This is a genomic window from Prevotella sp. E13-17 (assembly GCF_022024035.1).
Classification (GTDB): domain Bacteria; phylum Bacteroidota; class Bacteroidia; order Bacteroidales; family Bacteroidaceae; genus Prevotella.
Genome location: NZ_CP091787.1, coordinates 818,832 through 841,153, shown reverse-complemented (window position 1 = coordinate 841,153; position 22,322 = coordinate 818,832). Strand labels below are relative to the sequence as shown.

Genomic DNA, 22,322 nt, shown 5'->3' with positions numbered 1-22,322 from the left:
AAGGACATAAAAAAGATAGCCTGCTGCCATTAAACAGCGGGCTATCTTTTGATATTCATCAGTCAAGCTCTTCGTCGGCCTCATAGCCTCCCATCTCACGGATGGCATTTTTCAGCATCGTATATTGCTGATAGAGGTGGTTGACGGGGAGTTCACCTTTTGTATAGTCATGCATTGGGCTCTTCAGGAAGAAGCTGAGGAAGCGTTGAATGCCATAACGACCAGCACGAGCAGCCAAGTCGGTCAGCAGACAGAGGTCCAGGCAGAGTGGTGCTGCCAGGATGGAGTCGCGACAGAGGAAGTTGATTTTAATCTGCATGGGATAGCCCATCCAACCAAAGATGTCGATATTATCCCAGCCTTCCTTATTGTCATTACGTGGAGGATAATAGTTGATGCGCACCTTATGATAATACTGCGTATCCTCATCGTTGCCGTGTCCGTAGAGATCAGGTTGCAGATCAGGACGCAGAATGGTCTCAAGCGTTGACAGTTTTGAGACCTCCTTCGTACGGAAGTTGGCTGGTTCGTCGAGCACAAGACCATCGCGATTACCCAAAATGTTGGTCGAGAACCATCCGCTCAGTCCCAGACAGCGTGTTCCGATGATGGGCGAGAAGCCACTCTTCACCAATGTCTGGCCAGTCTTAAAGTCTTTACCGGCAATAGGCATCTTGGTCTTTTCTGCCAGTTCCCACATTGCAGGAATATCGACAGTGGTGTTTGGAGCGCCCATAATGAATGGAGCACCCTCGGTCAGCGCTGCATAAGCATAACACATAGAGGGAGCAACGTGTTCGCGATCATCGGCCTTCATCGCCTTTTCAAGTGCTTCGAGCGTTCCGTGTACTGGCTCATAGACTGGCACATAGATCTCAGTTGAAGCAGCCCAGAGCACCACAATACGTGCACAGTTGTTGGCTGCCTTGAAGTTGCGGATGTCTTCACGCAACTGTTCCACCATCTCCCAACGTGTCTTGCAGTCCTTCACGTTGTCACCGTCAAGTCTTTTGGCATAGTTCTTATCGAAGGCGGCAGGCATCGGGACAATCTTTTCGAGCTCGTCACGTACTGGCATAATGTCCTTCTCTTTAAGGACTTCGCAATACATGGCACTCTGAAAAGCATTCTGAGGATAGACATCCCAACAGCCAAACACGATGTCATCGAGCTTTGCCATTGGCACAATCTCATCATACTTCAGATACTTTGCATCTGCACCACGGCCGACGCGCATCTTGTCGTATTGCGTCATCGAGCCGATGGGCTTGGTCAGTCCTTTGCGGGCCATCAGAACACCAGTCATGAATGTTGTGGCGACAGCACCATTTCCCACAACCATGATGCCGAGTTTACCCTCGGCAGGCTTTACAGTTGATTGTTTCATTGTTTTGTTTGTATTGGTTAAATAAACATTACTTACTATTGACTACAATTTAGAACGATGCCCTAAACGTGAATTTCACAATCTGTTTATGAGCAGTTGGCAACTCATTATAGCTGAGTCGCCGGATATACTCCACATGGAGGAGTTTGAAAATGTTATGTATTCCTACAGAGACCTCCCAGTAAGGTCTGCTCTTATCCATCACATGACTGCCATCGGGGAACATCATCAGGATGTCGCTCGACTGATTTTCTTCCAAGAAAGGATTATTCTTGTCAGACAAACTACCCCACAACATCTTAGCACTGATAAACTCACGCCACTTCAGTCGCTTGAGGAAAGGAATGCGATTAAACAGTTTACCATTTAAATCCCAGTCGGCCATCACGGAGATGTAACGGTCATTCAGGAACTCCATATTATTAATCAAGTTGAATGTCTCGTCCTCAAGCACATAGCCTAAGTTGGCCACAGGCATGATCAGCAAGGGATAAGGTACTTGATTCCACTGGGCACCGAACTTGGTTCTGACGCCAAACTTTCCCCAGTTCATGGGCAACCAGAAGCGCTTATAGAACTCACCCTCAGTGAAGTTGTAACGATATTGTCCCCCTAACACGCCATCAAAGCCCATCGTGTGCTGCAAACGGAACACGGGTGCATCAAGAGAAAGTGGCCAACGGTGCTGTTTGGTGTTGATAAAAGTCTCGCCTGGAGCCAGTCGGAACCCAACGGTAGCCTCCGTATAGCGCAGGGACTGGCGACCCAATCCCGTCATCTTTGGCTGCTTATAATACTGTGTAGGATCATCCATGTCATGAAGTGTTGTGAACGACAAGTTGCCAATAGGCTGCAACTTCTCGGTTTTCACATTACCGAAGAGTTTCAGTCCCCACTCCATTTCATAGTCAACGCCCACCTGCTGTCTGTTGTAAAGGAACATTTTGTCCATCTCAGCAAACTTCAGCGAGGTGAACAGATTATCTTTGTCCGTCTGAATAAACTTATCGCTTGCCAGCATCACATCGCGCATTGACTCTACGTATAATGCTTTACGAGGGAACTCTCGAGGCAGATAACCTGGGCGGTTGAACGTATAGGTTAGCTGGGCATCGTAGTAGTTCTGGTTCGACTCCATGCCACGGGCATAGTAACCTTTCAGGAAAAGGTGAGGATGCAGATTGGCAGTTGTCTGGGCAGAGGCACGCAGACGCCACTTATCATAGAAATTCTGCGAGACGATCGTGTTGATAGGACCGATATCCACTTTCGAGGGGTGTTCTTTGGTACCTGTATCCACAAAGTTCTCCACAAGTGCTCTTAGGGCAAAGATGGCATACTTAAATCCTTTGAGTTGCTGCAGGTTCTTAACAAAGCTATCCATTGAGCTTTCACTCTTTGTCAGTTCCACCTGACGGTATTTTGCCCAGAAATCATCATCCTGCATTTCGGCATAGGCATCCTTTAGTATTTTCTTCTTGCCTCTCAACAATTGGCGGGGCACCTCTGTGAAATCATAGTCGCTATGGCGCGTCGTACGTACGACAATAAACTTCGATAATAGCTTAGAGAGATAGAGCTCTACCATCATATCATCGACCGTGAGCACCCAGTCGCCATTCGGCTGCTTGGTGTATTCTTGTATGCTCTGCATATTCTCAACCCAGTTCACGCTGCTGGTCTTGGGAATAGTCAGTTCGCAACGTTTCACCTGATAGCTTGAATCGTCAAGCACAAACAAACGTCCACGGAAGCCAAAGTCCTGTTGATTATTTGGTGTAAAGTCTAACTGGATACAGCGATCAGTACCAACCATCGTTGTATCTGTAATGTAATAGCGGTAAAAAGAAATAGCGTCTTTCCCGATAGGACTGGTAAAGGGATATTGGAACAGGCGGATATCATCCTCGTAAATATCAATATCCGTGAAACATTCGGTCAGTACTTGGTTGATGATGTCGCCCGTCTGAAACAGGTCGTTGACGCCCGTTGATGTCTCTCCTTTGATAATACTTTTCTCTGTATGCGGGTCGCGACGGTAGATTTCTTGCGTAACCTTCTCATCGACCGAGAGCGGCAAGATGAGTTTGTTATTGTAAGCACTCACTTCCACCTGATTAAGCAACCAAGGATGACGCTGAAACAACTTCGACTCGAGTGTATCTAACTTCAGATCATTCAGTCCGAACATGATCTTCTGATAGTTATTATACTGGTAATAGTCGTGAGTTTTGATATCTGTCTTTTTCCTTGCCGCAATCACTTTCTTCATCAACTCCACGGCAGGATTATTCTTTCGACTATACTTTGACCTTTTCTTCGAGCTGACCGTCACCTCCTCAAGCACTTTTGAGTTAGGCTTCAAACGAACAATAAGAGTTGCAGGCGTCTTACTATCTATATTTATCACTTTGGGATTATAACCAACAGCGCTGACCGTCAGACGCCACCCATGATGACGTTCAATACTAAAACATCCCAAGCTATCAGCGCGAACAGCCACCTTATTGCTACGATAAATGATGCTAGCCATTGAAACAGGCTGACCATTAGTGGCATCTACTACGTGTCCTGTAATTTGAGCCTGTGTTTCAACAGCTACCATCAGCATCAGCATCATGAGCAAGATGGCTGACATTCTTAATTCTTGTGTTATCCTTTTCATACGGTGCGGCAAAGTTAGCAATTAATTCACTTTGCGCAAAACTTTTCTATCACAGAAAGTATCCTTTTTTATTTTTTTCAGAAAAACAAACTTCTTTTTTAGTTATGAAATACCAATCCTTCGCCGAACTCATCAACTACTATTGGTTTGGTCCGGTCAATTTCATCTGCAAGTATTCTCTTCGACAAGTCATTGAGCAGATATTGCTGGATAGCACGCTTCACAGGGCGAGCTCCAAAGTCAGGATCATAACCCTCTTCAGCCAGCCATGCCACAGCATGATCGCTGACCTGCAGTTGGAATCCTTGTGGCTCCAGCATCTTCTGCACTCGTCCAAGTTGCAGACGAACCACCTGAGCGATTTCCTCTTTCGACAGTTGTTGGAAGGTGATAATCTCGTCAATACGATTCAAGAACTCGGGACGCATGTTCTGTCGAAGCTGTTCGCGCGTGGCATTGCTCGTCATTATAATAATTGTGTTCTTGAAATCGGCAGTACGTCCCTTGTTATCGGTCAGCCTTCCATCGTCCAACACCTGCAGCAGGATGTTGAACACATCAGGATGAGCCTTCTCAATCTCGTCGAAAAGCACCACACTATAAGGTTTGCGACGCACTGCTTCGGTCAGCTGTCCGCCCTCGTCATAACCGACATATCCCGGAGGCGCACCAATAAGGCGGCTGACAGTGTGCTTCTCTTGATACTCCGACATGTCGATACGTGTCATCATGGTCTCGTCATTGAACAGGTATTCTGCCAATGCCTTTGCCAGTTCCGTCTTTCCGACACCCGTTGTACCCAGGAAAATAAATGAAGCAATCGGTCGCTTGGGGTCTTGCAGTCCTGCTCTTGAACGACGCACTGCATCGCTTACCGCCGTGATAGCCTCCTCCTGACCAATCACGCGCTTATGCAATTCTTCCTCCAAATGCAGCAGCTTTTCACGTTCGCTCTGCATCATGCGAGTCACAGGAATGCCCGTCCAGCGGCTCACCACCTCAGCAATATCATCGGCTGTGACCTCTTCACGCACCAACGAGTTGCCGCCTTGAGCATTTGACAGCTGCCCCTGAATAGCTAAGATATCATCCTCCAAGGCCTTTAGCTTTGAGTATCGAATCTCAGCGACTTTACCATAATCACCCTCTCGTTCAGCACGCTCAGCTTCCAACTTCAAGTTTTCCATCTCTTGCTTGTCCTGCTGGATCTTGTTGATGAGCTGGCGCTCGCCTTCCCACTTGGCGCGGAACCGAGTTTCTTGCTCTTTTAGCTCTGCTATCTCTTTATCCAACTGAGCTATTTTGGGCTGATCGCCTTCACGTTTGATAGCTTCTCGCTCAATCTCCAGCTGAGCCAAGCGACGCATTATCTCGTCCAGCTCTTCTGGTACCGAGTCGCGTTCCATGCGCAATTTAGCCGCAGCCTCGTCCATCAAGTCGATAGCCTTATCTGGAAGGAAACGTTCTGTGATGTATCGTTCCGAGAGTTGTACCGCCGCAATACAAGCATCGTCTTGGATACGCACCTTGTGGTGGTTCTCATAGCGTTCTTTCAGGCCACGAAGGATCGAGATTGCCGAAAGTTCATCAGGTTCATCAACCATCACTGTCTGGAATCGACGCTCCAATGCCTTGTCCTTCTCGAAATATTTCTGATATTCATTCAAGGTCGTGGCACCAATTGAACGCAGTTCTCCACGTGCCAGTGCAGGCTTCAAGATATTGGCTGCATCCATGGCACCTTCACCCTTACCAGCTCCTACGAGTGTATGAATCTCATCAATAAAGAGGATGATACGTCCTTCTGACGCCGTCACCTCATTGATCACGCTCTTTAGTCGCTCCTCGAACTCACCTTTATATTTAGCGCCAGCTACCAGTGCGCCCATATCAAGCGAGAAGAGTTGCTTGTCTTTCAGGTTCTCTGGCACATCACCACGAACGATGCGCTGAGCCAATCCCTCTACGATAGCGGTTTTACCCGTTCCAGGTTCGCCTATTAAAATAGGATTATTCTTCGTTCTACGCGAGAGAATCTGCAGCACACGGCGAATCTCATCATCTCGGCCAATCACTGGGTCAAGCTTCCCAGCACGTGCCAAGTCCACCAAATTCTTGGCATACTTCTCCAGCGACTGATAGTTATCGTCTGCACTTTGGCTCTGCACTTTCTGTCCACGACGCAGTTCCAGGATGGCCTGCCGCATGTCTTTCTCGTTGGCACCGGTATCTTTCAGCATGCGACTAACCGTTGAGTTAACGATTAACAGTGCCAGAAGCATGGGTTCACAAGACACATACTCATCGCCCATTTCGCGCGAAAGGTCTTCAGCCTTCTGCAAAACCTTTTGACTATCGTTTGAAAGATAGGGATCTCCACCCTGCACACGAGCCAAATGCTGGAGTTCTTGCGAAGTCAACACCTCTAATTGCTGCACATTGACACCCAACTTCTGAAATACAAAATTGGTGATGTCCTGCGCTTTATCCATCAGAGCCCTCAACAAGTGAATGGGCTCAATGGACTGTTGACTGTTCTTACGGGCTATATTCACAGCCTGCTGAACTGTCTCCTGTGCTTTGATTGTAAACTTTTCAAGCGTCATAATATTCTCCTTTCCAATTAATTAATTCGTTCTACCCAAGTTCCTCAAACTGCATGCCCAAGGCAAAATACAGACAAAACGGCAAGCGAGTATGACAATTTGTCATTGACAAACAGCACATTGCATCATACAAGCAACGGTCCTATTTCGTTAAACTTTCTTTTTTTAATGGCACAATCCCCTTTTGTCTCAATATTTATTTGTAACTTTGCTCAAAATGTAAGCTACAATGAAGAAGTATATAATGATTGCAGCCATCTTGCTGATGGCATCAACTAATTGTTTATACGCCCAGTCCAAACAGACATACAACACTCTTTGGAAACAGGTCAACGATGCAGAGGATAAAGATCTGCCACGCACACAGATCACTATCTTGCAAAAGATTGCCAAGAAAGCAGAAAGAGAAAAGGACTATGGGCATCTGCTGAAAGCCGAACTTTCGGCAGCAAAAGCATTGACAGCTATCTCGACCGACTCGCTCAAGTCAGCCATTGAGCGTCTGGAGGCATGCGAACAGAAGGCAGAAGGCAACTGGGCGCTACAGGCCGTCTATGATGCAGTGCTCGTTTCAATATACGAGAACAATGCGTTGTCTTTCGACGAAGCCCGTCAACAAGCGGCATACTATCGCGAGAAGGCACTTTCCCACCCTGCTATATTAGCCGCAACAAAGGTCACAGGCTACACTCCTTTTATTATTAAAGAGAAAGACAGTCGTTTCTTTGACGACGACCTGCTGAGTGTGATAGGCTATGAAACAGACCAGACAAAGGTTCTCCACAAGTACTATCTGACAACCACCAACCGCAAGGCGCAACTTCTTACAGCAATCAAGGGTGCCACTATTGAACAACTCGACTCACTAATGGCGCTCTATGGCGACTTGGATGTTTGTGGCGAAGCAGCCATCAGCCGCTACCAGCAGATGCGCAACGCAGAAGTCTCCGACCGCATTGCCTACATCGACAAAGCCCTTCAGCGCTGGGGGAGCTGGCCCCGCATGAACGAACTGCGCAATGCTCGCATGAACCTCACACGAGAACAGTTCACCGTCAACGTTGACAAACATATCTTTATTCCAAACCGCGAACAGAAGATTACCATCAAAAACCTGAGAGGCATCAATCAGTTGGCAATGCATATCTACAAGGTAAATGCCAACGGAGACATTTCTTTGACCCCCAACAATACCCAAGACTACGAAAAAATCAAGCCTCTTCTCACGGCTACGCCATTTAACGAGACACGCAACTATACCGATTGGAAGGATTACGAGCTACAGAATGACACCGTCACACTTCCTGGTCTGCCTGCTGGCGTTTACCTGATAGAGTTTAATTCACAGCCCCAAACCGCAAACGCCCGTATTCTTTACTTCGTGAGCGACGTCCGTTTACTTTCGCAAGGTCAGCCCAACAACAGAATGCGCTTTGTGGTTGTCAATGCCACAACAGGCCAACCCATCACTGGAGCCTCCGTGCGTCTGATCACCAAAGAGCAGTCAACGACGCTCACCACCAATGCACAAGGCGAATGTTACTACCATTTCAAGCAAGCCAACGATGCCTACGACACCAAGGTTTTTGCTTCAACCAAAGACGACCGTTTCTGTCCCTGCCCCTTTTTAAACCGTCTGTACGATTATCAAGAATACGAATACGAAGGCGACAAAACAGCAATCATGACCGATCGCGCCATCTATCGCCCTGGGCAGAAGGTTCACATGGCTGCCATTATCTATCATGTCAACCAGCACAACGACCAACGGGCGGCAGCCAACAAGCAGGTCACTGTCACTCTCTATGACGCCAACCATCGCGTTTTGACCGAGAAACAGCTCGTCACCGATGCCTTTGGCACAGTCAGTGCCGACTTCAACCTGCCCGTTAAGGGCCTGACAGGTAACTATCATATTCGTATAGGCAATGAGTATCATTATTTCCGAGTTGAAGAATACAAGCGTCCCACCTTCCAAGTAGAGTTTCCGAAAGTGGAGCAAGACTACAAAGCGGGCGACACTCTGACCATCAAAGCCACTGCCAAGAGCTATGCTGGCATACCTGTTCAGAATGCCCATGTGACCTATCGCGTAGAACGCCGCCGCGCATGGTGGTGGTTTGCTGACATGGCCTATTGGAGCAGCATGCGGTTTGGCAACGACATACAAGACGAGACCATCCTCACTGGCGAATCAACGACCGATGCCAATGGCCATTTTGAGGTAAGAATGCCTCTGGTGATGCCAGCTACCGAACATCCGTTGTTCTGCAATTTCATTGTCACGGCCGACGTTACAGACATGGCTGGCGAGACGCATCACGGTGAACTCTCCGTCCCTCTCGGCAATCGCAAGACGGCACTAAGCATCGATATCGAAGACAAACTTTTAATCGAGAAGATGCAAAAGCCCACATTGCACCTGAAGAATGCCGCTGGCAACGACCTCATACGTAAGGTTCGCTATCAGTTGGATAGAGGGAAATGGAAGACCATAGAGACCTGTGCTCCCATCATTCTGCCCCGATTGAAGAGCGGTAAGCACACGCTGAGAGCCGAATACGAAGATGAGATCATAGAAAAATCCTTTATCGTGTTCTCGCTCAACGACAAGAAGCCAGCAGAAGAGACCGATGAGTGGTTCTATCTCTCCGACGGTCAGTTTCCGAACGACGGCACACCCGTCACCCTTCAGATTGGCTCTTCTGCTAAGGACGTACACATCATCTACACCATAGCATCGGGCATCGGTATCATTGAGCAAGGATCTGTCGATAAGTCTAACGCACTTATCAACCGCAAGCTGACCTACAAACCAGAATATGGCGACGGACTTTCACTGAGCTACGTCTGGGTTAAAGACGGCCTTGTCTATAGATACAATTTCTCTATTCTGCGTCCGACAGAAGACAAGAAGCTGAACATGACGTGGGAGACCTTCCGAGACAGGCTCACTCCTGGTCAGCAAGAAGAATGGACGCTGAAGGTAGAGCCTACATCAGCAGACGGCATCCAACTCATGGCAACACTTTTCGACAAGAGTCTTGACCAACTTGCCATGCACAACTGGAACTTCATGCCCTACACCAACTACTCACTGCCCATCCTTGAGTGGAGTTTCAGCGAGGGATACAGCGTGCGAAGAAACGCCACACGAAAGCTGAACCCTCTGAAAGTCGATGAGTTAGCTCTAAGCCATTTCGACAGTTCTTGCTATCCCAGCATGTGGTATCCCAGCACCAGACGTCCGTTCAAGCGTGGTTTACACCTTGCAGAAGAGCCTTTGAAAGTCAATAGCAATGCAGACACATACGAATGCATGGAAAGCAATTATATCGTGACAGGTTCGGGCAGTACACTTAATGGTCGCATTGCCGGGCTCGACATCAAGCAGAAGACTGCCAGCAGCGAAGAATCGTCCCAGGCAGCACACGCCACCGAGCAAGTTTCCATGCGCGAGAACCTACAGGAGACCGCCTTCTTCTATCCCCAAATGATGGCCGACTCCACCGGCATCTTCACCCTCAAGTTCACGCTACCAGAGAGTCTCACCTCATGGCGCTTCATCGGATTGGCCCACACCAAAGACTTGAGATACGGTTTACTGGAGGGCGAAGCCGTGGCCAAGAAAGATGTGATGATTCAACCCAACCTGCCTCGCTTCATTCGCATGGGCGACGAGGCCACCATCAGCGCGCGCATTTTTAACACCAGCGACCATGATATCGAGGGTGTTGCACGTCTGGAATTGCTCGATCCTGAAACGATGCAAGTGCTTTACTCCGACAGCCGCAATACTTTAGTGCCGGCAAACGCCACGTTTGGCGTCACCTTTCCATACGTTTGCCGCCACGAAACCCAAGGTTTGGTAGTAGCAAAGTTATCATTCACTGGCGAAGGCTTCAGCGACGGCGAACAGCACTACCTCCCCATTCTGCCCAACAAGGAGCAGATGACCGTCACCATTCCTTTCACACAGACGGCTCCCGGCACCAAGACCATTGATCTTGCTGCCATGATTCCCACCGATGCCACACAGGCTCGTCTCACCTTTGAATACACCAACAATCCTGCATGGCTCATGATTCAGGCCCTGCCCACCGTGGCACATGCCAACGACCAGTGCGCCATCTGTCAGGCCACTGCACTCTATGCCAACACCTTGGGACGTCATATACTGGGGCAGAACCCACAAGCCAAGCACGTCTTTGAAACCTGGAAGCAAGAGAACGGCGAGGAGACGTCACTGACAAGTGCACTCGAGAAGAACGAAGCGCTGAAGGACTTGGTGCTCAACGAGACGCCTTGGGTGGCTGATGCCCGTAGCGAGACCGAACAGAAACGTCAGTTGGCCGATTTCTTCGACAGTTCTTTAATGGACTACCGCATCACATCGGCCATCAATCAGCTCAGCCTTTTGCAAAAAGCCAATGGCTCATGGAGCTGGTGGCCAGGCATGAATGGCTCATTCTTCATCACCGTTGAGGTGAGCGAGATGCTGGTTAGACTGAACCAGATGGCTGGCGAACAGGCTGACACCAAAAAGATGTTGGCAGCCTCGTTCACATTCATGGATCAGGAAATCTTGAAGATGGTTGACGAGATGAAGAAGGAAGAAAAGAAAGGCCATCGCCAGTCGTTCCCCTCTTTCAAGGCTCTGCAGTATCTCTACATGTCGAAAATCAGTGGCAGAAAGCCCACGGCAAAGGTTGAAGAGGCACAGAGCTACCTCAAGAAACTGTTGAAGAAGGACGTCAAGAGCCAGAGCATCTACGAGAAAGCGCTTGCAGCCATCATCCTCAACGCACCTGCCTACATCAAGAGTCTCAAGGAGTACACCGTGTATAAGGAAGACATGGGCCGCTACTACGACACGCCCCGTGCTGGCTATTCATGGCGCGACTATCGCATTCCTACTCAGGTGGCTGTCATCGAAGCTTTGCAGAAGCTCACGCCTGCCGACACAACGACCATCGACCAGATGCGCCGCTGGCTCCTGCAGCAGAAGCGCACACAGGCTTGGGACACGCCAATCAACAGCGTTAATGCCATCTATGCGTTCTTGAACGCCCAAGACAACCAGGGCATTCTCGACAGTCCAAGCATGCCCACCACGCTGAGGGTTGACGAGAAATTGTTGGATCACTCAAAAGCCACCGCAGGATTAGGCTATGTGAAAGTTTCTCACGACTATCATGGCCAACAGACATTCACTGCCGAGAAGACATCTGCCGGTACCAGTTGGGGCGCAGTCTATGCGCAGTTCATGCAGCCCACCACCAGCATTCAGCCGGGTAGCAGCGAGATCAGCGTGAAGCGCGAACTCATTGGTCATCAGCCTCTGAAGGTTGGCGACCGCATCAAGGTGCGCATCACCATCAATGCCGCGCGCGACTTCGACTTCGTAGAGGTCATCGACAAGCGCGCAGCCTGCATGGAACCCGTCAACCAGCTCAGTGGTTTCCGCAATGGTTACTATTGCGCACCCAAGGACAATGCCACCCATTATTACTTCGACCGCCTGCCAAAAGGCAAGCACGTCATCGAGACAGAATACTATATCGACCGCCTCGGCACTTACGAGACAGGCGCCCTCACAGCAGGATGCGCCTATGCGCCTGAGTTCCGCGGCCAAACAGCATCAGAAACCATCATCGTAAAATGAAAAAGATACTGACCCTCACTCTGTGTTGCCTGACAGCATTCACCGCTCAGGCACAGAAACTGACCATCAGCAAGTCAACCATTGACGTAGGCAAGACTGCCTATGAAGTGCCCATCACCGGCACCTTTGAACTTAAATACAAAGGGCCCAAGAGTATTGTCATCACCGATGTCAAAGCCGACTGCGGCTGCACCAAGACGGTATGGCCCAAGAAGAGCATATCTTCAGGCGAGAAGTTCACCATCTCGATGACCTACGATGCCCGCATGCTTGGTCATTTCAACAAGCAGATTGCTGTCTATTGCAAGACCAGTGGCCGCTCTGCAAAGACGGAAATAAAGCCTGTCTATCTGAAGATGAAAGGCATCGTCCTTGCCGAACCCACTGCCGAGAACATGGCAGAAAAATACCCCTACGACCTGAACGGACTGCGTGCAGACGTCAACAATCTGGAGTTCGACGATGTGAACAAGGGCGATGTCCGTCAGGCTGAGTTCAACATCTACAACAACAGCAGTTCTACCATCACGCCCAACATGCTTCATCTGCCTCCATACCTCTCAGCAAAGGCCATCCCCGAAAAGCTAAGTCCCTACCGCACTGGCAAGATGATTGTCACGTTGAACAGTCAGAAGGTCTATGGCATGGGACTTACCCAGACGTCAGTCTATTTGGCCAGCACCTTGGGCGAGTCTATTCGCTCTGAAATTGAGATTCCCGTATCGGTGGTTCTGCTGCCCGACATGTCGAAGTTCGACGGCAACAACAAGCAGTATGCACCCAAGATGCAGCTCTCTGCCAACCAGTTGACACTGGATGCCAAGCATAAACGCGGAGTCATCACCATCACCAATCAGGGGCGCACGCCACTCAAGATTTCATCTATGCAGCTTTTCACCAAAGGTGTGAAGGTGCAACTCAACAAGAGTGAGCTGCAACCAGGCGAAGTTGCCACGCTGAAAGCCAAGGTCTATCCCAACGATCTGAAGAAGGTTCGTTCAAGACCACGTATTCTCATGATTACCAATGATCCTGACCACGCAAAGGTGGTCATCAGCATCAACTACAAATAAAAAAGAAGATTATGGAGCACCCCGAGAACAGTTCTGAATATGCAGGCCTACAGGTGAACAGTGGTGTGGAGCAACCTTCCATCATCAATCCCTACCTGAAGCGCAACCGCATACGCCGCCGTGAGCTCACCGCCAACGAGATGGTGGAGGGCATTCTGAAAGGCGATGTCACCATTCTCTCGCAGGCTGTCACACTGATAGAAAGCACGAATCCCGACCACCAAGCCAAGGCGCAAGAGGTGATTAACAAGTGCTTGCCCTATAGCGGCAAGTCTGTGCGCATCGGTATCAGCGGTGTCCCCGGCGCCGGCAAGTCCACCTCTATCGACGAGTTTGGCGTCCATCTGCTGAATGAGAAAGGCGGTCGCCTTGCCGTACTGGCTATCGACCCGTCTTCTGAACGGACCAAAGGAAGCATCCTCGGCGACAAGACCCGCATGGAGAAACTGGCTGTCCATCCCGACTCCTTCATCCGCCCCAGCCCATCGGCAGGGTCTCTGGGCGGTGTAGCCCGCAAGACGCGCGAGACAATCATTCTCTGCGAGGCCGCAGGCTTCGATAAGATCTTCGTTGAAACCGTCGGCGTGGGACAAAGTGAGACGGCTTGTCATTCCATGGTTGACTTCTTCCTGCTTATCCAAGTGGCAGGAACTGGCGACGAACTGCAAGGCATCAAGCGAGGCATCATGGAGATTAGCGATGGCATTGTCATCAACAAATGTGACGGCGACAACGTGGATCGCTGCCAGATGGCTGCCACCAACTTCCGCAATGCGCTGCATTTCTTTCCCATGCCCGAAAGCGGATGGGCGCCGAAGGTTCTGTGCTACAGTGGCTTCTATGGCACCGGGGTCAAGGAAATCTGGGATATGATCTACGAGTATTTTGCCTTTGTGAAGCAGAATGGCTATTTCGACCATCGTCGCAACGAGCAGGCTAAGTACTGGATGTACGAGAGTATCAACGAGCATCTGCGCCTGAGTTTCTACAACAACCCGCAGATCAAAGCTCAACTTAATGCTGCCGAGCAGACGGTACTGGATGGACAGAAGACTTCATTCGTAGCCGCTCAGGACCTGCTCGACGATTATTTTAAATTGCTTAAACAGTAAAGTTCAATGTTACAAGTTGAAATAGATGAAGGCAGTGGCTTCTGCTTCGGAGTGACCACCGCCATCAAGAAAGCTGAAGAGGAACTGAAAAAGGGCAAGACGCTCTACTGTCTGGGCGACATTGTCCATAATAGCATGGAGTGCGAACGACTGAAACAGATGGGACTTATCACCATCACGCATGAAGACATGAAACTGTTACACGACGTGAAAGTGCTGCTGCGTGCGCATGGCGAACCTCCTGCCACCTACGAATTGGCGCGAAAGAACAACATCGAGATAATCGATGCCACCTGTCCCGTGGTGCTGAAGCTGCAGAACAGGATCAAGCAACAACACGATATGACTATCGACAATTGGCATTTAGCCATTAGTCAGAACGTCAACAGTCAGAAACAAGCAGCGAAAAGCCAGATTGTCATCTTCGGCAAGAAAGGTCATGCCGAGGTGCTTGGACTGGTCGGACAGACGGAAGGCTCGGCCATTGTCATCGAGAACTTCGAGGAAGTGAAACAGCTGGACTTCACGCGCGACATCTATTTATATAGTCAGACCACCAAGTCGCTCGACGAGTTTCACCGCATCACCAAGTACATTCAGGAGCACATCTCGCCCGAGGCGACCTTCAAGAGCTTCGACACCATCTGTCGTTCGGTGGCTAACCGCATGCCCAACATCTCGCAGTTTGCCACGCGCCACGACCTGATCCTCTTTGTCTGTGGGCGCAAGAGCTCGAATGGCAAGGTGCTTTTCAACGAGTGTCTGCGCGTGAATCCCAACTCCCGCCTTATCGAGGGACCCGAAGAAATCAATCCCGAATGGCTGAAAGGCATCGAGACCATTGGCATCTGTGGCGCCACCAGCACACCTAAGTGGCTCATGGAGCAGTGCCGCGACGCGCTACTAAAACTGTAAACATATCATCTATGGCTAACATACCACAAGAATTCAATTCTTTCTACCTGAAAGACGTCTCGTTCGTCAACCTGATGACCCGACGCATCTTCAACGTTCTCATCGTGGCCAACCCTTATGACGCCTTCATGCTTGAAGACGATGGCCGCGTTGACGAGAAAGTGTTCGACGAATATACCGAGCTGGGCATGCGCTACCCGCCCACCTTCACCCAGGTTTCTACCACCGAGGAGGCCAACGAGGTGCTGAAGACCACCGACATTGACCTGGTCATCTGTATGCCCGGCAATGCCGACAACGATGCCTTCACCGTGGCTCGCGAGGTCAAACAGGCGCACCCGCATATTCCTTGCGTGGTGCTGACACCGTTCTCGCATGGCATCACACGCCGCATGCAGGACGAAGACATGTCTATCTTCGACTACGTGTTCTGCTGGTTGGGCAACACCAATCTCATTCTCTCCATCATCAAACTGATTGAGGACCAGATGAACATAGACCATGATATCCGCGAAGCTGACGTGCAAATGATTTTGCTCGTGGAGGATAACATTCGTTTCTACTCGTCTATTCTGCCCAACCTTTATAATTATATTCTGGCACAAAGCAAGCGCTTCTCGACCGAGGCGCTCAACCCTCACGCTGCTGCCCAGCGCAAACGTGGGCGCCCCAAGGTGGTGCTGGCCACCAACTACGAGGAGGCAATGGCCTTCTACGAGAAGTATCAAGACAACGTGCAGGGCGTCATCAGCGACACACGCTTCCCGATGAAGGCATCGACAAACCGCCTTTCACACATGGAAGAGGGCGACCCCGAGGCGGGCTTGAAACTGTTCCGTGAGATTCGTAAGCACGATGAGTTCGTGCCGCTGATTTTGCAAAGCTCCGAGACCGTCAACAAACAAAAGGCTGAAGCCGAGGGCTACGACTTCATAGACAAGAACTCCAAGAAGTTTAACGTAGATCTGCGCAATGTGCTGGAGGAGCATATGGGCTTTGGCGACTTCATCTTCCGCGACCCAGAGACCAAGGAGGAGGTGATGCGCGTACGCTCTTTGAAGGAATTGCAGGACAACATCTTCAAGATTCCCCACGACTCACTGATGCATCACATCCGCCGCAACCACATGAGTCGCTGGCTATGCGCTCGTGCCATCTTCCCCGTATCGCAGTTCTTGAAGCACGTCACCTGGCACAAGTTGCAGGATGTCGATGCCCACCGTCAGATCATCTTCGATGCCATCGTACAGTACCGTAAGATGAAAAACATCGGTGTGGTGGCCGTCTTCGACCGTGCCAAGTTCGACCGCTATGCCCACTTTGCACGCATCGGCGATGGTTCGCTCGGCGGAAAGGGCCGTGGTCTGGCTTTCCTCGACAACATCATCAAGCGCCATCCCGAGCTCAACAAGTTTGAGAATGCGCCCGTGCAGATTCCGAAGACAGTGGTGCTCTGCACCGACTTCTTCGATGAGTTCATGGACTCCAACAACCTGTGGAGCATTGCTCTGAGCGATGCCCCCGATGACATCATCCTTCAGCACTTCCTGAAGGCGCAACTGCCCGATGCCCTGATTGAGGACTTCTTCATCTTCTTTGAAGCCATCAAGAAGCCTATCGCCATCCGTTCATCGTCGTTGCTCGAAGATTCTCACTATCAGCCTTTCGCTGGCATCTATTCCACCTACATGATTCCATGGCTCGATGACAAGTATGAGATGCTGAGCATGTTGTCATGCGCCATCAAGAGTGTCTATGCCTCGGTCTATTATCGTGACTCGAAGGCCTACATGACGGCCACACAGAACGTCATCGACCAAGAGAAGATGGCGGTCATCATCCAGGAGGTGGTGGGCCAACAGTATGGCGACCTCTACTATCCTTCGTTCTCGGGTGTGCTGCGCTCGCTGAACTACTACCCCATTGGCGATGAAACGGCCGAAGAGGGCATTGCCTCGCTGGCACTGGGACTGGGAAAATATATCGTGGATGGCGGACAGACATTGCGCGTATCGCCCTATCATCCGCACCAGATACTGCAGACCAGCGAAATGGAGACGGCACTACGCGACACGCAGACGCGCTTCTATGCACTCGACATGTCGCACGTTGGCACCGACTTTAAGGTTGACGATGGGTTCAACATCAAGAGCCTGCGCGTGAAACAGGCCGACCAAGATGGTTCGCTGCGCTTCATTGCTTCTACGTTTGACCCCATGGATCAGGTCATTCGCCCTGGCATCTACGAGGGCGGGCGCAAGGTCATCACCTTCGATGGCGTGCTGCAACAGGGAGTGTTCCCTCTGCCAGAGATTCTGCAACTGGCCCAGAAATATGGTGCCGAGGAGATGCGTCGTCCCGTGGAGATTGAGTTTGCCTGCAATCTTGACACCACTTCCAGCAACCCATCGGGTGGTGCAACAGGGGCTTTCTACCTGCTCCAGATTCGTCCTATCGTCGATTCCAAGCAGGTGCTCGACGAAGACCTGCAGAAGATATCCGACGAACAGTGTCTCATGCGTTCGCATAACTCTCTGGGACACGGCATCTCGGAAGACGTGGTCGATGTGGTTTACGTCAAGACCGACGAGAACTTCACGGCATCCAACAACCCGATGATTGCCTGCGACATAGAGAAGATCAACCGCAAGTTCCTGGACGAAGGCAAGAACTACATCCTGATTGGTCCAGGACGCTGGGGCTCCAGCGACTATTGGTTGGGCATTCCCGTGAAGTGGCCACACATCTCTGCCGCCCGTGTCATCGTCGAGGCTGGCCTGAAGAACTACCATGTGGATCCCTCGCAGGGCACTCACTTCTTCCAGAACCTCACCTCGTTTGGTGTGGGCTACTTCACCATCAACACCTATACGGGCGATGGGGTGCTGCAGCAGGACATTCTCGATGCCATGCCTGCCGTCGAGGAGACCGAATACGTGCGCCATGTGCGCTTCGACCGTCCGCTCAAAATCATGATGGACGGCAAGAAGCAGCAGGGCGTCGTCCTCCTACCCGAACGAACCTAACAATTATTCCTATGTTGAATCTCAATCTAACTACTACTATTCAGATGCCCGACCACGCTTTGCGGCGGGCCGTCATCGAGCTATGCCGCAAGGTGGGCAAACCTGTGCTGAAGCTCTCGACGAAAGACTATGAGGACAACGGGCTGGGCCATCTGGTGCAACAGTTCGACGGACAGGCGGGACTGGTCAACATCGCCGTATTCAACGAACTGCAGCACACCATCACCGGATGGCCCGGCGGCAAGCCTAATGCCGACGACAGCACTCGTCCTGAGCGTGCGCTGCCCTATCCCAAGCGCATCATTGTGTTCTCACCGCATCCCGACGACGATGTCATATCAATGGGAGGTACCATTCGCCGTCTCATCCAACAGCATCATGATGTGCACATTGCTTATCAGACCAGTGGCAACATTGCCGTAGCCGACGAGGAGGTGCGTCTCTACATGCACTTCATCAACGGTTTCAACAAGCTCTTTGCCAACGACGCCGACGAGGTCATCAAGAGCTACTACAGCAACATCATGGGCTATATCAAGCAGAAGAAGGAGGGCGACCTCGACACACCTGCGGTGCTCACGGTCAAGAAGCTCATTCGCCGGGGTGAGGCACGCAATGCCTGTGGCTACAACGGCATCACCAAAGACCACACTCACTTTCTCGACCTGCCCTTCTATGAGAGCGGGAAGATAGAAAAGCTGCCCGTCACCGAGCGCGATGTGCGCATCGTGCAGAAGCTCATTGCCGACATCCAGCCACACCAGATCTACGTGGCTGCCGACCTGGCCGACCCGCATGGCACCCACCGCAAGTGTACCGATGTGGTGCTGGCTGCCATCGATCAGGAAAGACAGGCTGGTGCCGCCTGGCTCAACGACTGTCGCATCTGGATGTATCGTGGTGCGTGGGCCGAATGGGACGTGGCCGACATCGAGATGTGTGTGCCCATGTCGCCTGAGGAACTGCGCGAGAAGCGCAATGCCATCCTGCGCCATCAGAGTCAGATGGAGAGTGCGCCCTTCCTGGGCAACGACGAGCGCCTGTTCTGGCAGCGTGCCGAAGACCGCAACCGCGACACCGCCCGCCGCTACGACGAGCTGGGCCTCGCCTGCTACGAAGCCATGGAGGCATTCGTGGAGTACCATTTCCCAACAGAGCCCTAATAGATCTTACGGAAGGATACTCTTTGACACATACAACATAATCATATAGCTATAAGCGAGCCCTCTTACGCCATGAGTACATCGAAACTCATGACGTTTTTTGTTTACAAATATAAGTTTCCCGACGAATCTAGATTCTGAAAATCGGGAAGAATTCTTCGAAGAAAGTTTGCAGGAATTGCGTTATTGTAGTACCTTTGCGCCACTAAATTACCAGAAACCGTGACTGAAGCCGAAATCATAGAACGAGAGGAAAGCATATCCGAAGAGATTGCATGCTTGTTGGCATGCGAGAATACGCCCTATTACGACATTGACACTCTGTTAAAAGATTTACAAATCTGTCACGGAGCTGGTTTCATTAATCAGCTAAAACTAATCATTGGGCATCCATCATTTACACCTATTGAAGGCGAATCACACATTTACAGCACCGGAGGAGAAAAAGACTGCGACTACCCCAACCTGCTGAATGCTGCAAGAAAAGCAGTAGAACATGGTTACAAGGTATTCATCCTACCCAATCCCAAAGGGTTCAGAACGCCCGACTTTATTTTTGAACAAAAGGGTAATTACAAACTATACGACCTTAAAACGATTACAGGAAAATCGTCCGTTAGCAACAGACTTGTGGAATCTATCGGGCAAAGCAACAGAGTACTTCTAAATATGGCTGTTGATTACAATACTCGTCTGCTTGTTGCTGACATAAAGAAATATTTTGAAATAAACACAAATGCCATTGAAGTTCTTATCTTCAAGGGGAAAAAGGGCGTATCCATAGATAGACACATTGCGCTTCACCCAGCATTCTACCGTCTATTAAAGAAACGATACGAAAAATAAAAGAGCTACCGAAATAGCTCTTTTAAATTGGAGTAGTGTCGATAAAGGCTTGCTCCTCTCGGATTTACCGGATAGTCAAAAGAGAAACTTTTGACGTTGCAAAGATAGGAACAATTTCTATAAGTTCCAAATTTTTGCTATTCTTTTTATTTTTTGTTATTCTTTTTACGCAAAGAAAAAGCTTCATTGCATAACAATAGTGGCACTTTTGCATGCTAAGAGTGGCACTATTGATGCTTAATACTGGGGCTTTCTACTTGCAAAAGTTATGGTTTGAATTTGATTCTAGGGGCTATAAACGGTATTTCTAGGGGCTAGAACCAGGGCATCCAGGGGCTAGAATGGGTGTATCTAGGGGCTAGAATCGACATTTCTAGGGGCTAGAACGAGGACAATAGTGCCACTTTTGCACGTCAAGAGTGGCACTACTGCACGTCAAGAGTACCGCTACTGCACGTCGAGAGTGCCACTATTGGCTGTTCAAACGGCGTGGATGAAGTGAGAAAAGGGGCTAACAAATATCGTTATGCCAAAGGAGCAGCCTTGAGTTGTTCCAGCGCACGACAGAGTTGATCGGGACACGAGGTGCTGCGCACACCGCAATGAATGCCATTGAGCTTGCTGATGACATCGTCGATGTGCTGACCGGTGACCAACTTGCTGACGCCCTGCAGGTTGCCATTGCAACCGCCCACAAAGAACACCTGCTGGATGATGTTGTTCTCGTCGGCAGTGACGTCAATCAGTTTAGAGCAGGTGCCCTGTGTCTCGTAGAGGATATGTTTTGTCTTCATAAAGATATTGTCTGATGATTCCTATTTTTTGATGAAACAGTTTGCTGGTGCAAAGGTACAAAATAAAACGGAAGAATGGCGATGATTGTGAAAAAGGATACAAAGAATTTGCATATTACAAGAAAAATAGCGAAATTTGCAAAACTTAAACAGATGATATGAAACATAAAGCAGGATTTGTAAACATTGTAGGAAACCCCAATGTGGGTAAGTCAACACTGATGAACCAGCTGGTGGGAGAGCGTATCAGCATTGCTACGTTTAAGGCACAGACCACACGCCACCGCATTATGGGCATCGTGAACACCGACGACATGCAGATTGTGTTTTCTGACACGCCAGGTGTGCTGAAGCCCAACTACAAGTTGCAGGAGTCGATGCTGGCTTTCTCGGAGAGTGCGCTGACCGATGCCGACGTGCTGCTCTACGTGACCGACGTGGTGGAGAACCCCGAGAAGAACATGGACTTTCTGGAGAAGGTGCAGAAGATGACCATCCCCGTGATTCTGCTGATCAACAAGATAGACGAGAGCGACCAGAAGACACTGGGCGACATTGTCACGAAATGGCACTCGCTACTGCCCAACGCAGAGATTCTGCCCATCTCGGCCAAGAACAAGTTTGGCACCGACATCCTGCTGAAGCGCATCCAAGAGTTGCTGCCAGAGAGTCCGGCCTTCTTCGACAAAGACCAGTTGACCGACAAACCGGCCCGTTTTTTTGTCAGCGAGATTATCCGCGAGAAGATTCTGCTGTACTACGACAAGGAGATACCCTACTCGGTGGAGGTGGTGGTGGAGCGCTTCAAGGAGGACGACCGACAGATACACATCAACGCCGTAATCTACGTGGAGCGCGACTCGCAAAAGGGCATCATCATTGGCCATCAGGGCGTGGCACTGAAGAAGGTTTCTACAGAAGCCCGCAAGACGCTGGAGAAGTTCTTCGACAAACATATCTTCCTGGAGATTTTTGTCAAGGTAGATAAGGACTGGCGCTCGTCGAAAAAGGAACTTGATAATTTCGGGTATAACCCTGAATAACAGTAAGAAATATTCCGAAGCACGATG

At 50.1% G+C, this 22,322-nt stretch carries 11 protein-coding genes and 1 pseudogene; 8 read left to right on the top strand and 4 right to left on the bottom strand.

From position 1 onward, the window contains the following. Positions 1-58: 58 nt before the first annotated feature. The 3 genes from L6472_RS03045 to clpB all read right to left on the bottom strand — a co-directional run bounded on the left by L6472_RS03045 (position 59) and on the right by clpB (position 6,658). Entirely contained in the window at positions 59-1,387 is a 1,329-nt protein-coding gene (locus L6472_RS03045) for an inositol-3-phosphate synthase (RefSeq protein ID WP_237807082.1), read from the bottom strand. Between the two features lie 49 nt (positions 1,388-1,436). Then, positions 1,437-4,052: a DUF5686 family protein gene (locus L6472_RS03040; RefSeq protein WP_237807080.1), complete on the bottom strand. Its 2,616-nt coding sequence runs from the start codon at positions 4,050-4,052 to the stop codon at positions 1,437-1,439. Positions 4,053-4,150: 98 nt separating this feature from the next. Then, a complete protein-coding gene (gene clpB / locus L6472_RS03035) occupies positions 4,151-6,658 on the bottom strand; it encodes an ATP-dependent chaperone ClpB (protein ID WP_237807078.1) in 2,508 nt (835 codons plus the stop codon). A gap of 229 nt (positions 6,659-6,887) precedes the next feature. Between clpB and L6472_RS03030 the strand changes: the two genes are divergently transcribed. The 7 genes and pseudogenes from L6472_RS03030 to L6472_RS03000 all read left to right on the top strand — a co-directional run bounded on the left by L6472_RS03030 (position 6,888) and on the right by L6472_RS03000 (position 20,458). Continuing rightward, the gene (locus L6472_RS03030; protein WP_237807076.1) at positions 6,888-12,323 is read left to right on the top strand and encodes an alpha-2-macroglobulin family protein; all 5,436 of its coding nucleotides are present in this window, start codon (positions 6,888-6,890) and stop codon (positions 12,321-12,323) included. Further along, on the top strand, positions 12,320-13,396 hold the full coding sequence (locus L6472_RS03025) for a DUF1573 domain-containing protein (RefSeq protein ID WP_237807074.1): 1,077 nt from the start codon (positions 12,320-12,322) through the stop codon (positions 13,394-13,396). Before L6472_RS03030 ends, L6472_RS03025 begins: the two co-directional genes overlap by 4 nt. 11 nt (positions 13,397-13,407) lie before the next feature. After that, positions 13,408-14,508: a methylmalonyl Co-A mutase-associated GTPase MeaB gene (gene meaB, locus L6472_RS03020; RefSeq protein ID WP_237807072.1), complete on the top strand. Its 1,101-nt coding sequence runs from the start codon at positions 13,408-13,410 to the stop codon at positions 14,506-14,508. A gap of 6 nt (positions 14,509-14,514) precedes the next feature. Beyond that, entirely contained in the window at positions 14,515-15,423 is a 909-nt protein-coding gene (locus L6472_RS03015) for a 4-hydroxy-3-methylbut-2-enyl diphosphate reductase (RefSeq protein ID WP_237807071.1), read from the top strand. 11 nt (positions 15,424-15,434) lie between these two features. Further along, complete coding sequence (locus L6472_RS03010; RefSeq protein ID WP_237807068.1) at positions 15,435-18,449, top strand: PEP/pyruvate-binding domain-containing protein; 3,015 nt, start codon at positions 15,435-15,437, stop codon at positions 18,447-18,449. 26 nt (positions 18,450-18,475) lie between these two features. Beyond that, positions 18,476-19,612, top strand: a pseudogene (locus L6472_RS03005) (PIG-L family deacetylase); the annotation flags it as partial. Positions 19,613-19,834: 222 nt separating this feature from the next. Further along, positions 19,835-20,458 (top strand): hypothetical protein, encoded by a 624-nt coding sequence (locus L6472_RS03000; protein WP_237807066.1) that lies wholly within the window; start codon positions 19,835-19,837, stop codon positions 20,456-20,458. A gap of 524 nt (positions 20,459-20,982) precedes the next feature. Here L6472_RS03000 and L6472_RS02995 read toward each other — a convergent pair. Further along, complete coding sequence (locus tag L6472_RS02995) at positions 20,983-21,252, bottom strand: TIGR03905 family TSCPD domain-containing protein (protein ID WP_237807064.1); 270 nt, start codon at positions 21,250-21,252, stop codon at positions 20,983-20,985. 158 nt (positions 21,253-21,410) lie between these two features. On the opposite strand from L6472_RS02995, the gene era reads away from it, so the two are divergent. Beyond that, positions 21,411-22,295, top strand: coding sequence for a GTPase Era (gene era / locus L6472_RS02990; protein WP_237807062.1), 885 nt, complete (start codon positions 21,411-21,413; stop codon positions 22,293-22,295). Positions 22,296-22,322: the final 27 nt, after the last annotated feature.

Excerpts from the sequence above, each read along its gene's own strand:
- L6472_RS03015 (WP_237807071.1), top strand. The coding sequence starts at position 14,515 with ATGTTACAAGTTGAAATAGATGAAGGCAGTGGCTTCTGCTTCGGAGTG.
- L6472_RS03010 (WP_237807068.1), top strand. The coding sequence starts at position 15,435 with ATGGCTAACATACCACAAGAATTCAATTCTTTCTACCTGAAAGACGTC.
- meaB (WP_237807072.1), top strand. The coding sequence starts at position 13,408 with ATGGAGCACCCCGAGAACAGTTCTGAATATGCAGGCCTACAGGTGAAC.
- era (WP_237807062.1), top strand. The coding sequence starts at position 21,411 with ATGAAACATAAAGCAGGATTTGTAAACATTGTAGGAAACCCCAATGTG.
- L6472_RS03030 (WP_237807076.1), top strand. The coding sequence starts at position 6,888 with ATGAAGAAGTATATAATGATTGCAGCCATCTTGCTGATGGCATCAACT.
- L6472_RS02995 (WP_237807064.1), bottom strand. The coding sequence starts at position 21,252 with ATGAAGACAAAACATATCCTCTACGAGACACAGGGCACCTGCTCTAAA.
- L6472_RS03025 (WP_237807074.1), top strand. The coding sequence starts at position 12,320 with ATGAAAAAGATACTGACCCTCACTCTGTGTTGCCTGACAGCATTCACC.
- clpB (WP_237807078.1), bottom strand. The coding sequence starts at position 6,658 with ATGACGCTTGAAAAGTTTACAATCAAAGCACAGGAGACAGTTCAGCAG.
- L6472_RS03045 (WP_237807082.1), bottom strand. The coding sequence starts at position 1,387 with ATGAAACAATCAACTGTAAAGCCTGCCGAGGGTAAACTCGGCATCATG.
- L6472_RS03040 (WP_237807080.1), bottom strand. The coding sequence starts at position 4,052 with ATGAAAAGGATAACACAAGAATTAAGAATGTCAGCCATCTTGCTCATG.